Source organism: Streptomyces sp. NBC_00525 (genome assembly GCF_036346595.1).
Classification (GTDB): Bacteria; Actinomycetota; Actinomycetes; order Streptomycetales; family Streptomycetaceae; genus Streptomyces.
Window position 1 is genome coordinate 1,673,281 of sequence record NZ_CP107834.1, and the last position, 12,014, is coordinate 1,685,294.

The 12,014-nt window shown below is 74.1% G+C and carries 16 protein-coding genes and 1 riboswitch; of the genes, 5 read left to right on the forward strand and 11 right to left on the reverse strand.

Going from position 1 to position 12,014, the window contains the following annotated elements:
• Positions 1–37: 37 nt before the first annotated feature.
• From OG710_RS07400 to OG710_RS07450, 11 genes are read right to left on the reverse strand one after another with little or no spacing between them, the layout of a single operon-like run.
• Positions 38–481, reverse strand: a complete 444-nt coding sequence (locus tag OG710_RS07400) for a hypothetical protein (protein WP_330238609.1) — start codon at positions 479–481, stop codon at positions 38–40.
• Positions 482–531: 50 nt separating this feature from the next.
• Positions 532–885 carry a gas vesicle protein K gene (locus OG710_RS07405; RefSeq protein ID WP_443064227.1) on the reverse strand — a complete coding sequence of 118 codons (354 nt, stop codon included), beginning with the start codon at positions 883–885 and terminating at the stop codon, positions 532–534.
• Positions 879–1,091, reverse strand: a complete 213-nt coding sequence (locus OG710_RS07410) for a gas vesicle protein (RefSeq protein WP_330238611.1) — start codon at positions 1,089–1,091, stop codon at positions 879–881. The genes OG710_RS07405 and OG710_RS07410 overlap by 7 nt, the downstream gene beginning before the upstream one ends.
• A complete protein-coding gene (locus tag OG710_RS07415) occupies positions 1,088–1,939 on the reverse strand; it encodes a GvpL/GvpF family gas vesicle protein (RefSeq protein WP_330238612.1) in 852 nt (283 codons plus the stop codon). Before OG710_RS07415 ends, OG710_RS07410 begins: the two co-directional genes overlap by 4 nt.
• Positions 1,936–2,367 carry a gas vesicle protein gene (locus OG710_RS07420; protein ID WP_330238613.1) on the reverse strand — a complete coding sequence of 144 codons (432 nt, stop codon included), beginning with the start codon at positions 2,365–2,367 and terminating at the stop codon, positions 1,936–1,938. The genes OG710_RS07415 and OG710_RS07420 overlap by 4 nt, the downstream gene beginning before the upstream one ends.
• Before the next feature lie 32 nt (positions 2,368–2,399).
• Complete coding sequence (locus OG710_RS07425; RefSeq protein WP_330238614.1) at positions 2,400–3,461, reverse strand: SRPBCC family protein; 1,062 nt, start codon at positions 3,459–3,461, stop codon at positions 2,400–2,402.
• The gene (locus OG710_RS07430) at positions 3,454–4,008 is read right to left on the reverse strand and encodes a hypothetical protein (protein ID WP_330238615.1); all 555 of its coding nucleotides are present in this window, start codon (positions 4,006–4,008) and stop codon (positions 3,454–3,456) included. Before OG710_RS07430 ends, OG710_RS07425 begins: the two co-directional genes overlap by 8 nt.
• 49 nt (positions 4,009–4,057) lie before the next feature.
• On the reverse strand, positions 4,058–4,315 hold the full coding sequence (locus tag OG710_RS07435) for a gas vesicle protein GvpG (protein ID WP_330238616.1): 258 nt from the start codon (positions 4,313–4,315) through the stop codon (positions 4,058–4,060).
• 48 nt (positions 4,316–4,363) lie between these two features.
• Positions 4,364–5,074, reverse strand: coding sequence for a GvpL/GvpF family gas vesicle protein (locus OG710_RS07440; protein ID WP_330238617.1), 711 nt, complete (start codon positions 5,072–5,074; stop codon positions 4,364–4,366).
• 5 nt (positions 5,075–5,079) lie between these two features.
• Entirely contained in the window at positions 5,080–5,520 is a 441-nt protein-coding gene (locus tag OG710_RS07445; protein WP_330238618.1) for a gas vesicle structural protein GvpA, read from the reverse strand.
• Positions 5,521–5,565: 45 nt separating this feature from the next.
• Entirely contained in the window at positions 5,566–5,865 is a 300-nt protein-coding gene (locus OG710_RS07450; RefSeq protein ID WP_330238619.1) for a gas vesicle protein GvpO, read from the reverse strand.
• Between the two features lie 218 nt (positions 5,866–6,083).
• Positions 6,084–6,155: riboswitch (cobalamin riboswitch) on the forward strand.
• 128 nt (positions 6,156–6,283) lie between these two features.
• Here OG710_RS07450 and OG710_RS07455 point away from each other — a divergent pair.
• The 5 genes from OG710_RS07455 to OG710_RS07475 are packed head-to-tail and all read left to right on the forward strand — an operon-like array spanning position 6,284 to position 11,994.
• Entirely contained in the window at positions 6,284–7,543 is a 1,260-nt protein-coding gene (locus OG710_RS07455; protein ID WP_330238620.1) for a prenyltransferase/squalene oxidase repeat-containing protein, read from the forward strand.
• Complete coding sequence (locus OG710_RS07460; protein ID WP_330238621.1) at positions 7,540–8,271, forward strand: SCO2322 family protein; 732 nt, start codon at positions 7,540–7,542, stop codon at positions 8,269–8,271. Before OG710_RS07455 ends, OG710_RS07460 begins: the two co-directional genes overlap by 4 nt.
• Positions 8,268–9,428, forward strand: a complete 1,161-nt coding sequence (locus OG710_RS07465; RefSeq protein ID WP_330238622.1) for an energy-coupling factor transporter transmembrane protein EcfT — start codon at positions 8,268–8,270, stop codon at positions 9,426–9,428. Before OG710_RS07460 ends, OG710_RS07465 begins: the two co-directional genes overlap by 4 nt.
• The gene (locus OG710_RS07470; RefSeq protein ID WP_330238623.1) at positions 9,425–11,170 is read left to right on the forward strand and encodes an ABC transporter ATP-binding protein; all 1,746 of its coding nucleotides are present in this window, start codon (positions 9,425–9,427) and stop codon (positions 11,168–11,170) included. The genes OG710_RS07465 and OG710_RS07470 overlap by 4 nt, the downstream gene beginning before the upstream one ends.
• Positions 11,167–11,994 carry an ECF transporter S component gene (locus OG710_RS07475; RefSeq protein ID WP_330238624.1) on the forward strand — a complete coding sequence of 276 codons (828 nt, stop codon included), beginning with the start codon at positions 11,167–11,169 and terminating at the stop codon, positions 11,992–11,994. The genes OG710_RS07470 and OG710_RS07475 overlap by 4 nt, the downstream gene beginning before the upstream one ends.
• The last annotated feature ends 20 nt before the right edge of the window (positions 11,995–12,014 follow it).

Consider the following 12,014-nt stretch of genomic DNA (forward strand, 5'->3'; position numbering starts at 1 on the left):
CGGGGCCGGCCCCTGGAACGGGCCGTGGACCGGCGGGTCAGATCCTGCCGTTGGCCAGCCGGGTGAGCGGGCCGGTACGCGGCTTGGCGGTGGCGCGTCCGGTGGCGAAGGCGGCCCCGGCGATGCTCACCACGCCCACGGCGGCGCCGGTGGCGACCGCCTTCCTGAGCTTGACGACGGTCCACGCGGAGGCGGCCGCGCTCCCGGCCCTGGCCACCCCGGCCGTCACCGCTTCCCGGCCGCCGCGGAGGCCGGAAGCGGCGGTCTGTCCGGCGCGCTGCGTGAGCCCGCCGGCCTCGCTCGCGCCGTCCGCGACCGCGTCCTTGGTGTCACGGGCCGCGCTCCGCGCCGTGCCGGTCGTCCTGCGGGCGGTGGTGGTCCTTCCCTTGCCGCTGGTGGAACTCTTGCCGCTGGTGGGGCCCTTGCTGCTGGTGGAATCCTTGCTGCTGGTGGGACCCTTGCTTTCCTTTTCGGTGGTCATGGCGTCCTCCTTGCCTTGAGGTGGTGCGTGAAACCCCGGGCGCGGCCCGCTCATGCGTCGTTGTGCGACAGCAGGGAGCCGAGCGGCCCGAGGTCGAGATCGAGGTCGTCCATCGTCAGGTCGTACCGGTCGCACAGTTCGGTCATGCGCTCGTGCAGGATCATCAGCGTCATGCCGATGCGCTCCTCCTGCTGCTCGGTCAGATCGCCCTCGTCCACCCGGTGCAGGGCGGTGCGTTCCATGAGCTGACGGAGCAGTTCGACGAGGGTGAGCACCAGCTTCATGAGGTCCCGCTCGACCGTGTCCGGGTCGGTCTCCAGCCTGCGGGCGCCGTCGCCGTGGGGCATGCGGTCCTCCTCGTCGGGTGGTGCGGTGGATGGTCCGAACGGCGTGCGGCTCACCACGGCGCCGGCTCCTCGCCGGTGATCGACCGGATGACCGCCCGCAGGTTGATGTGGACGAGGTCGACGTCCGCGATGGACAGGACGAGGTCTCCGGTGAGCACCGCGCCGCCGTTCAGGAGGCGGTCCAGGAGGTCGATCAGGGCGACGGGCGGCCCGTGCCGCTGCTCGGGACCGCCGAGGACGTCCCCGGCGATGTCCGTGCTCACCGGCCCTCACCGCCGTCCCCCTCCTGTGCGGACGGCGCGGTCGCGAACGAGTAGGGCGCCCACGGCCCGGTGACCTCGACCGCGACTCCCGCGACCCCGTCGGCCAGGCCGGTGAGCGCCCGGCGCAGTTCGCCGGCGCGCGACCGGGGGACGAGGTACGCCTCGTTGGCCACGTTCACTCCGGGGCGGGCGGCGAGCCGCCCCTGCTGCGGGCGGTGGACCACGCGCGCGGCGGCGATGTCCCGGGTCAGCCGGGCCGCGCGGTCGACCAGGTCGGACGCCGCCCGGTGGGCGTCCCGGCCGCTGCGCCGGGACGCCTGGCGCTGCCGCAGATAGGCCCGCCCCGCGCCGGCTCCGGTGGTCGTCGCGGCGGGGTCCGGGGCGGGCGCGTCGGCCGTCCGGGGATCGGCGTAGACCTTCAGGCCCAGTTCGACGTGGCCCTCCAGCCGGCCCAGCAGGTCGTCGAACTCCTCCCGTCGCCGGAGCAGTGTGCCGGCGACCCCGGCGTCGTCCAGGTAGACGGTGGCCAGCCGCATCGGCAGGACCGGTGCCTCGGCGAACGCGGCGTCGACCACGGCGTGATGGACCCGCGCGAGCGCCTCCAGCCGTTCCAGGTCCTCCAGTTGAGCGGTCAGGCCGGAGGTGCCGAAGGTCTCCGCCGGTACTCGGGAGACGAGCGCGCACAGCCCGCCCGCGGTCACCGGGTACAGCGGTCCGCCGTCCACGCCCGCCGGGCGGGAGGCCGGGTCGTGGGGCGCGGGGCGCTCCCGGCCGACGGCGTAGACGTACGTCAGCTGCCCGTCGTCCGGGGCCGGCAGGCCGCCCGGCGGGTCGGTCCGCGTGTTCATCGTGCCTCCTCCTCCGCGGCCGGGGCCGGCTGTCCTTCGGCGGCGGCCGCGCCGGGGAGCCCCGCGGCCGAGCGCAGCCGGGCCAGTTCGGCCCGCAGCCGCTCGTTCTCCTCCGCCAGGGCGCCGTCCTCGGGGCCCGCCTCCGGCCGGGGCGCCGGGCGGGCCCGTGAGGAGAGCGAGGGATCGTGCTCCCACCAGTCGATGCCCATCTCCTTGGCCTTGTCGACCGAGGCGACGAGCAGCCGGAGCTTGATGGTGAGCAGCTCGATGTCGAGCAGGTTGATCCGGATGTCCCCGGCGATGACGACGCCCTTGTCCAGCACCCTTTCCAGGATGTCGGCGAGGTTGGCCGACGAGCCCTGCTGCCCGTACGCCGCAGTCGTCCCCCTGGGCGGGGCCGGCAGTCGGCCGGCGAGTGAATCGGACACGGTCTCTCACGCCTTTCCTGGGGTCGGGTGTGTCAGCGGCGGGCCGGCCGCCGCTCCTCTGCGGGCTCGTCCTCCGGCTCCTCGAACTCGTCCTCCGGCTCCGCTTCCTCGTCGGCGTCGGTGAGTTCTTCCTCGTCCTCGTCGGCGAGTTCGTCGTCCAGCGGCTCTTCCCCGTCGGCGAGTTCGTCGTCCTCGTAGGCGTCGGCCTCCTCGCCGGAGGGCTCGTCCTCGGCGCCGGATTCCCCGTCGTCCGCCTCTTCCTCCTCGACCGCCTCGTCGTGGCCGACCACGACCTCGCCGTCGCGGATCTCGCCGCGCCAGCCGTCGGTCGCCTCACCGCGCATCATGATGAACTTGCGGTAGAGCTTCAGGTCGAGCCGGGCGCGGCGGCCCTGGGCGCGCCAGATGTTGCCGGTCTTCTCGAACAGGCCCTTGGGGAAGTATTCGAGGACCAGCAGGACGCGGGTGAGGTCGTCGGTGATCGCGTGGAAGGTGACCACGCCCTTGACGGTTCCCTTGGCACCCTCGGTGGTCCAGGTGATGCGTTCGTCCGGCACCTGCTCGGTGACGTTCGCCTTCCAGCTGCGGGTGGACTTGGCGACCTTGACCTTCCAGTTGCTGGTGGTGTCGTCGGCCTTCTCCACGCTGACGACGCCCTTGGCGAACGAGCTGAACTCCTGGAACTGGGTCCACTGGTCGTACGCCTCGCGGACGGGCACGCCGACGTCGATGTCCTCGACGACGGTGACGCTCTTGGACTTGCCTCCGCCGGACTTGCGCCCCTTGCCGAACAATCCCTTGACCTTGTCCTTCACCGTGTCCTTGAGATGGGAGGCGCCCGCTCCGAGCGCGGCCCGCGCGGGTGACTGCCCGTCCTCAAGGGCCTGGCCGCCCTTGGCGAGGCTCTTCAGGGCGCCGCTCCCGCCGCCCGGTTCGGCGAGCTTGGAGACCGAATCGCCGAGCCGGTGCCCGAGCCGGGTCACGGAGTGTTCGGCGCGGGCCCGGAGGTAGTTCCGCAGTTCCTCCTTGAGCCGGTCGGCGGCCGGGCTGTTGACGACGTCGTCCTTGATGCCCTTGAGCGCGGAGTCAGGCATGGCTGCCTCCTCGCGTCCGGCGCGTCCCGGAGCGGCTGCCGCTCGCCGCGGTCCGGCTCTTCGGGGCGGCCTTCCCGGCACCCGAAGCGGCGGTGCGCTTACGGGTGGAGCCACCGCGCTTCGGCTTCTCGTCGCGGGCCCCGGAGTGCTTCGTGTCGCCGGTGTCGTCCGTGTCGCCGGTGTCCTCGGTGTCGCCGGTGTCCTCGGTGTCGTTCGTGTCGTCGGTCGGCTCGTCGTCCCCGGTGGCGGGGCCCGACTCCAGCGACTGGGTGCGCCGTTGCAGCGATTCGGCCAGGCTGCCGGCGCGCTGGGTGACGGCCTTGGTGGCCGCCGTCCGCGTGGCGTCCACGAGTTCCTTGCGGACCTGGTCGTTGAGCGGGCCCAGGGCGGGCGACTCGGCCAGCATCCGGCCGATCCGCCTCGGGTCGAGGTCGACCTTCTTGCCGAGGAGGAACATGCCCAGTCCCACGGCGAGTTTGGCCTTCTTGGTCCGCCCCAGCAGATATCCGCCCACCAGGGCCGCGCCTATCTTCGCGTTCTTCGTCATGTGCGATGCACCTCGGGTCTCCCCCTGTCGTGTGTGGTCCGGTGGCCGGTCACGGCGCCTGCCGCGGGCCGTTCCGGTACTCCTCGATCTCGTCGAGCCGGTCGAGCAGTTCGTCCTCGCGCCGGTCGAACTCCTCCGGCCCGATGGCTCCGCTGTTCAGCTCCTGCTCCAGCCGCGCGAGCCGGGCGCGTACCGGTTCGGGGTCGTAGTACTCCTCCTCGGCGGCGCGGACGACCTGGTCGAGAACCCATGCCGTCCCCCGGACGGGGGCCAGCGGCAGGGTCAGCAGCCCGGTGATGAGTCCCATGCCGGCGGATCACCTCCGCTCTTCCGGGCCGGGACGGGCCCGCGCCCCTCAGACGAAGCTGTACGGGGGAAGCGGCCCGGTCAGGGTGTACGTGTAGGCGTCGCCCCGCGCCTCGGCCTCGCGCCGGACCGCCGCCACGAAGGCGTCCGTCCCCTCGCGGGGCACGAGGAAGGACAGGTTCAGGAAGTGCTGGGGGCCCGGCTCCGCGAACGCGCCGCGCGTGGCGGCACCGGCCAGCCGGCCGGACACCTCCTCGGCCTCCCTGGCGTGGCGGGCGCTCACCTCGCGGGCCACCAGCTCGCCCAGCGCCAGTCGGTCGTCCTGGCCGCCCCGAGCGCGGGACCGCTCGCTGAGCCGCCGTACCTCGTCGGATTCGGCCATGATCTCCCGCAGGAGGTCGTCCTCGTCCCGGCCGGCCTTCAGGTTGTACTCGACCTGCCCGTCCAGTTCCGCGAGCCGCTGCCCGTAGGCGTCTGCCTCCCGTTCCAGGGCCGCGACGACCTCCTCGTCGCCCGGCCCGACCAGGCCGAACCGCATGGGCAGGGTCGCGCCCTTCTCCATCAGGGTCTCCAGGACGCCCTGGTGGGCCATGACGTCCCGCCGCTTCGCGCGCAGCCCGGCCGGGGCGTCGCTGACCACCGCGGCCAGCCGGTCGGTGCGCAGGGTCCGCAGGGCGGCGGGCGGTTCGCCGACACCGTTCAGGCCGTCCAGCGGCAACGGGTGGCCGGCGCCGGTGATGGCGTAGATGTACGTGGGCACGGCTGCTACTCCTCGCGTCGCTGGGTCTGCCTGCTGCTGGACGTGGACTTACGGGCGGGCCGCTTGCGCGGTTCCTCCTCGGGCTCGTCGCCCTTGCCCTGGAGCGATTCGCTGAACGCCTCGACGGCTCCGGACAGCGCGCCCTTGGACTTTCCCTTGGCGCCGTTCTCCGTCATGTCGCCCACCAGGTCGGTGAGCTGGCTCGGGGCCTTTCGGCCGGATTCCAGGTCGAGCCGGTTGCACGCCTCGGCGAATCGCAGATAGGTGTCGACACTGGCGACCACCACGCGGACATCGATTTTGAGAATTTCGATGCCCACCAGGGAGACGCGGACGAACGCGTCGATGACCAGGCCGCGGTCGAGTATGAGCTCGAGAACGTCGTAGAGATTTCCCGATCCGCCGCTCCCGCCGGACGTCGCATTGCTCTGCTGCACGAGTGTCATGGGAACTCATTTCGGTGATCTTTTTCCGTTCGACAACGGAGTCCCTCAGCGTCGGTCGATCTGGCCCCTGGCGTACCGGCGGACGCGTTCGTAGGACATGAGCCGTCCCCGGGGGTCGAGTTGCACCCGGTAGGAGGCCAACACGCTCATCGTGTCCGGAACCCTCTCCAGCTCGACCACTTCGACGTCCGCCGACCAGCCGTCCCCGGTGGCTTTCACCGCGGAGACCGAATCGGGTTCGCACCGAAGCATTTCCGTGAGCTGTGCGGCGGCCTGCCGCATCGCGGTGAGCGCGTCGACACGCTCTTCATCGTGCTTGTTTCCGGTGTCCTTTTCGGTACTCATCCTTCCCCTGTCGCCGGGGAGCGCCGTTGTCTTTTCCGGGCTCCGTCGTCATGGCTTCCGTTCGCGTGCCCATGCATTCCGCAGACATGCGGGACGGTGCCCCGATTTCGGGAAAGGGCGAGCGGGCCGGGGTGGGGAAGGAGCCAGCCGCGGGCGGCGCCCCACGGCGCGCCGGGCCCGCCCGGTAGAGTGTGCGAGTCGTCATCATGCTCGTTCAGGGGGAAGCCGGTGCGAATCCGGCACTGACCCGCAGCCGTGACCGCCGCCCCGCGGTGGAAGTCGGAATGCCCTGTCCGAGTCGTGACCGGCTCGCGCCGCCGGACCCCCGGCGGCCGGCACCGTCGAGGTATACGGAGCCGGAGCCTGGTGCCTGTGTGTGCCTGTGCCCGGTTCCCCCCAGGGAGAGGCACCCGCCGCCATGACCGTCCGCCGCAGCGCCGCCGCGCTCGCCGTCACCGCCGCAGCGCTCTGCGCGTCCGCAGCCCCGGCCGCCGTCGCGGCACCCTCCCCCTCCCCGTCCGCCGCGCTGCCCTCCGGGCTGTACGGGACGAACGACCCGACGTACGACGGGGTGTGGCGGCAGTCACTCGCCTTCCTCGCCCAGCAGGCCGTGGGTGTGACACCCGCCACGAAGGCGGTCGACTGGCTGACCGGCCAGCAGTGCGACAACGGCGCGTTCCCCGCGTACCGCGCGGACACCTCCGCGCCCTGCACCGACAAGACGGTGGTGGACACCAACGCGACGGCCGCCGCCGCCCAGGCGCTGCGCGCGATCGGCGGCCACCAGGACGCCCTGGACAGCGCGGTCGGCTGGCTCAAGTCCGTCCAGAACGAGGACGGCGGCTGGGGCTACACCGCCGGCAGCCCGAGCGACGCCAACTCCACGTCCATCGTGATCGGCGCCCTCGCCCGGGCCGGCCAGAAGCTGGGCGATGTGACGACGGACGGCGGCAAGACCCCGTACGCGGCGCTGCTCACCTTCTCCATCCCCTGCGGCGGCAAGGAAGGCGGCGCGTTCGCCTACCAGCCCGACAAGGCCGGCAAGCTCGCCGCCAACGGTGACGCCACCGCCGCCGGTGTCCTCGGCGCGCTCGGCAAGGGCCTGGTCGTCACGGACCACGCGGCCGTCAAGGCCCCCGCCTGCCACGACGGCTCCCCGCTCGAACCGGAGCAGGCCGCCCAGAACGGCGCCGCCTACCTGGCCGGCACGCTCGCCGCGAATGGCGGCCATCTGAACACGCCCCCGATGCCCGGCGCGGAGGACAGCGAGCCGCAGCCCGACTTCGGCAACACCGCCGACGCGGTCGTCGCCCTGTCCGCCGCCGGTCACAAGGACAAGGCCGCCGCCTCCGTCGCCTGGCTGAAGAAGAACTCCGCCGTCTGGGCCGAGCAGAGCGGGCCCGCCGCGTACGCGCAGCTGATCCTCGCCGCCCGCGCGACCGGCGCCGACGTCCGCGACTTCGGCGGCGCGAACCTGGTGACCGAGCTGAACGCGACCGGCCCCGAGCCCGCCGCCGTAGAGAAGCCGAAGCCGGCCGGGACCGAGGACGAGGAGAAGAAGGACAGCGGCGACGGCGACGGCATCGGCGGCGTCTGGTGGTTCGTCGGCATCGGCCTCGCGGTCGGCGCGGGCGCCGGCTTCCTGATCAGCGGCCGCCGCAAGAACCAGCAGCTGTGAGCCGCCTCGCGCGGGCGGTCGCGCTGCTGGTCATCGGTGCCGTCCTGGCCGTGCTCGGCGCGGGCACCGCACAGGCGGCCGGCTACCGCTACTGGTCGTTCTGGGAGGGTTCGGCGAGCGGCTGGTCGTACGCGACGCAGGGGCCCTCGCTCGTCCGGCCCGAGGACGGTTCGGTGCAGGGCTTCCGGTTCGCCGTGAGCACGAACTCGCAGGACGCCACGAAGCCCCGCCGCGCCCCCGACTTCGCGAAGATCTGCGCCGACACCCCGGCGAAGGACGGCAGCAAGCGCGTCGCGCTCGTCATCGACCCCGGTGTCGCCGCCGACGCGCCGGACGGGGAGACCCCGCCCGCACTGCGGACCGCGTGCGCGCGGGTGGCGAAGGACGCGAGCAGCGCGGAGGCCCTGGCCTCGGTGGCGAAGCCGCTGCGCTACGACACCAACGCCATGCTCTGCGCGATCTCCGGCTACCCGGCCACGGGCTGCGGCGAACAGGTCTCCGGCAACGGAGACGGCGGCTCCTCGGACGGCGGCACGGACGGCGGGGCCTCCGACACCGCGGCCCCGGACGGCACGGCGTCCGACGGCAGCACGGCGCCCACCCCGGCGGCCGCCGGCTCCTCCTCCGGTGACGGCGGCGGGCCCTCCGCGAGTGTGCTCGTCGGCGTCGGCGCCGTACTGCTCCTCGGTATCGCCGCCGTCGCACAGGCCCGTCGCCGGCGCGGATGACCGGCACCACGGCCGGCCGCACGGACCCCGCGACACACCGGCTCCCCGCCTGGCGCGCCCCCGCCGCCGCGCGCGGCAACGCGCTGCCGGCCGGGGCGTGGTGGCTGTGGGCGCTGGGCCTCGCGACCGCCGCGTCCCGGACCACCAACCCGCTGCTGCTCGGGCTGCTGGTGGGGGTCGCGGGCTATGTGGTGGCCGCCCGCCGCACGGACGCGCCGTGGGCCCGCTCGTACGGGATGTTCATTCGGATCGGGCTCTTCGTGATCGCGGTCCGGCTGCTGTTCTCCATCGTGCTCGGCTCCCCGATCCCCGGCACGCACACCCTGTTCACGCTGCCCGAGGTGCCGCTGCCCGACTGGGCGAAGGGCGTCCGGATCGGCGGCCGGGTCACCGCCGAACAACTGCTGTTCGCGCTGTACGACGGGGCGAAGCTGGCGGCCCTGCTGATCTGCGTCGGCGCGGCGAACTCGCTCGCCAACCCGGCCCGGCTGCTGAAGTCGCTGCCCGGCGCGCTGTACGAGGCCGGGGTGGCCGTCGTCGTGGCGATGACGTTCGCGCCGAACATGGTCGCCGACGTGCTGCGGCTGCGCACCGCCCGCCGGCTGCGCGGCCGGCCGACCGGCGGGGTGCGGGCCGTCCTCCAGATCGGGCTGCCGGTCCTGGAAGGCGCCCTGGAGCGGTCGGTGGCCGTGGCGGCCTCGATGGACGCGCGCGGCTACGGGCGCACCGCCCGCGTCCCGGCCGCCGTCCGGCACACCACGAACGTCCTCACGCTCGGCGGGCTGCTCGGGGTGTGCGCCGGTACGTACGGGCTGCTGGCCGCCGAGGGCGCCGGCTACGGCGTGCCGCTGCTGGTGGCCGGGCTGGCCGCCGCGCTGGCGGGGCTGCGGCTGGGCGGGGCGCGTTCGGTGCGGACCCGTTACCGGCCCGACCGGTGGGGGGTACGGGCCTGGCTGGTCGCCGGGTCCGGCGCGGCGGTCGCGGCCGCGATGATCTGGGCCGGGCACGCCGATCCGGCCGCGCTGCACCCCGGCGTCGTCCCGCTGGTCGCCCCGGTGCTGCCGCTGTGGCCGGCCGCGGCCGTGCTGCTCGGGCTGCTGCCGGCGGTGGTCGCGCCCGTCCCGCCCTCCCCCACCGGCTTCGAGGAGCAGCTGTGATCCGGTTCGACGATGTTTCGGTGCGGTACGAGGGCGTGGAGCGCCCCACCCTGTCGGGGATCGACCTCACGGTCCCGGAGGGTGAGCTGGTGCTGCTCGTCGGGCCGTCCGGGGTCGGCAAGTCGACCCTGCTCGGGGCCGTCTCGGGGCTGGTGCCGCACTTCACGGGCGGCCGGCTCACCGGGCGGGTCACGGTCGGCGGGCGCGACACCCGTACGCACAAGCCCCGCGAGCTGGCGGACCTGGTGGGCACGGTGGGCCAGGACCCGTTGTCGCACTTCGTCACGGACACCGTCGAGGACGAGCTGGCCTACGGCATGGAGTCGCTGGGCCTGGCCCCGGACGTGATGCGGCGGCGGGTCGAGGAGACCCTGGACCTGCTGGGCCTGGCCGGGCTGCGCGACCGCCCGATCGCCACGCTGTCCGGCGGGCAGCAGCAGCGGGTCGCGATCGGCTCGGTGCTCACCCCGCATCCGCGCGTCCTGGTCCTCGACGAGCCGACGTCCGCGCTGGACCCGGCGGCGGCGGAGGAGGTCCTCGCGGTCCTCCAGCGGCTCGTCCACGACCTGGGCACCACGGTCCTGATGGCGGAACACCGGCTGGAGCGCGTGGTGCAGTACGCGGACCAGGTCGTCCTGCTGCCCTCGCCGGGCGCCGCCCCGGTGATGGGGACGCCCGCCGAGGTGATGGCCCTCTCCCCGGTGCACCCGCCGGTCGTCGCGCTCGGGCGCCTCGCCGGCTGGGAGCCGCTGCCGCTCTCGGTCCGTGACGCCCGCCGCCGCGCCGCGGATCTGCGGGCCCGCCTGGCGGACGCGGAGCCGGCCGCCCACCGGGGAGCGCCGGACTCGTCCGGCGCCGTCCACCCGGCCGCACCCCTCCCGCCGCTCCGCCCCGCGCCCCGCCGCGGCGTCCTCGCCCGGCTGTTCGGGCGTACCCCTGGTGCCGGGCCCGTACCGGAGTCCGCGCCCGCGCCCGGCGACACCGCCGCCGCCCGCGTCGAGCGGCTGGGCGTGCGGCGCGGCCGGGTCGAGGCGCTGCGCCGGGTCTCGCTCACCGTGCACGCGGGCGAGACGGTGGCCCTGATGGGCCGCAACGGCGCCGGCAAGTCCACGCTGCTCGGCGCCCTCGTCGGCATGGTCGAGCCCACCTCGGGCACCGTGCTGACCGGGGGCCGGGCCCCGCACCGCACCCCGCCGCGAGAGATGGTGCGCCGCGTCGGTCTCGTACCGCAGGAGCCCCGCGATCTGCTGTACGCGGACACTGTCGCCGCCGAGTGCGCGGCGGCGGACGCCGACGCGGGGGCGGAGCCGGGCCGTTGCCGGGCCCTGGTCTCCGAGCTGCTGCCGGGTGTGGCGGACGACACGCACCCCCGCGATCTGTCCGAGGGGCAGCGCCTCGCGCTGGCCCTCGCCCTGGTGCTCACCGCACGGCCGCCGCTGCTCCTGCTGGACGAGCCGACGCGGGGTCTGGACTACGCGGCGAAGGCCCGGCTGGTGCGGGTGCTGCGGGCGCTCGCGGCGGAGGGCCACGCGATCGTGCTGGCCACCCATGACGTGGAGCTGGCCGCCGAGCTGGCGCACCGGGTGGTGATCCTCGCGGACGGGGAGGTCGTCGCGGACGGGCCGACCGCCGAGGTGGTGGTGTCCTCGCCGGCGTTCGCCCCGCAGACGGCCAAGGTGCTCGCCCCGCAGGAGTGGCTCACGGTCTCGCAGGTGCGCGCGGCGCTCGGGGGTGGCGCGTGAGCGGCGGGGAGCGGCGCGGCGGCGGTCCGGTCCGGCTGGGGCCGCGCGCGGTCGTGGCGCTGGTGCTGATCAGTGCCATCGGGGTGGCCGCCTTCGGCTGGCCGCTGCTCGCGGACGCGGACTCGGGGCTGGCGCACGCGCAGGACGCACCGTGGCTGTTCGCCGCGCTGCTGCCGCTGCTGGTCGGGGTGGTGGTCGCGATGATCGCGGACGCCGGCCTGGACGCGAAGGCGGTGGCGATGCTGGGGGTGCTGGCCGCGGTGGGGGCGGCGCTGCGCCCGCTGGGGGCGGGCACGGCGGGCCTGGAGCCGATGTTCTTCCTGATGGTGCTGAGCGGGCGGGTGCTGGGGCCGGGGTTCGGCTTCGTGCTGGGGTCGGTGACGATGTTCGCGTCCGCGCTGCTCACCGGCGGGGTGGGGCCGTGGATGCCGTTCCAGATGCTGTCGATGAGCTGGTTCGCGATGGGCGCGGGCCTGCTGCCGGGCCCGGACCGGCTGCGCGGGCGCGGTGAGCTGCTGATGCTCGCCGGGTACGGGGCGGTCGCGTCGTTCGCGTACGGCACGGTCATGAATCTGTACGGGTGGACGATCGTTCCGGGGCTCGCCTCGGGCATCTCGTTCCGGCCGGGTGATCCGCTGGGCGACAACCTGGTGCGCTTCCTGGCGTACTGCGCGACGACGTCGCTGGGCTGGGACCTGGGCCGGGCCGTGCTCACGGTGGTCCTCACGCTGACGGTCGGGGCGCCGCTGCTGAAGGCGCTGCGCAGGGCGACCCGGCGGGCTTCCTTCGAGGCCCAGGTCACATTCGGCGCGGCTTCGGAGTGAGGGCACCCACAGGACTTTGG

Excerpts from the sequence above, each read along its gene's own strand:
- OG710_RS07400 (WP_330238609.1), bottom strand. The coding sequence starts at position 481 with ATGACCACCGAAAAGGAAAGCAAGGGTCCCACCAGCAGCAAGGATTCC.
- OG710_RS07415 (WP_330238612.1), bottom strand. The coding sequence starts at position 1,939 with ATGAACACGCGGACCGACCCGCCGGGCGGCCTGCCGGCCCCGGACGAC.
- OG710_RS07425 (WP_330238614.1), bottom strand. The coding sequence starts at position 3,461 with ATGCCTGACTCCGCGCTCAAGGGCATCAAGGACGACGTCGTCAACAGC.
- OG710_RS07430 (WP_330238615.1), bottom strand. The coding sequence starts at position 4,008 with ATGACGAAGAACGCGAAGATAGGCGCGGCCCTGGTGGGCGGATATCTG.
- OG710_RS07435 (WP_330238616.1), bottom strand. The coding sequence starts at position 4,315 with ATGGGACTCATCACCGGGCTGCTGACCCTGCCGCTGGCCCCCGTCCGG.
- OG710_RS07445 (WP_330238618.1), bottom strand. The coding sequence starts at position 5,520 with ATGACACTCGTGCAGCAGAGCAATGCGACGTCCGGCGGGAGCGGCGGA.
- OG710_RS07450 (WP_330238619.1), bottom strand. The coding sequence starts at position 5,865 with ATGAGTACCGAAAAGGACACCGGAAACAAGCACGATGAAGAGCGTGTC.
- OG710_RS07455 (WP_330238620.1), top strand. The coding sequence starts at position 6,284 with ATGACCGTCCGCCGCAGCGCCGCCGCGCTCGCCGTCACCGCCGCAGCG.
- OG710_RS07465 (WP_330238622.1), top strand. The coding sequence starts at position 8,268 with ATGACCGGCACCACGGCCGGCCGCACGGACCCCGCGACACACCGGCTC.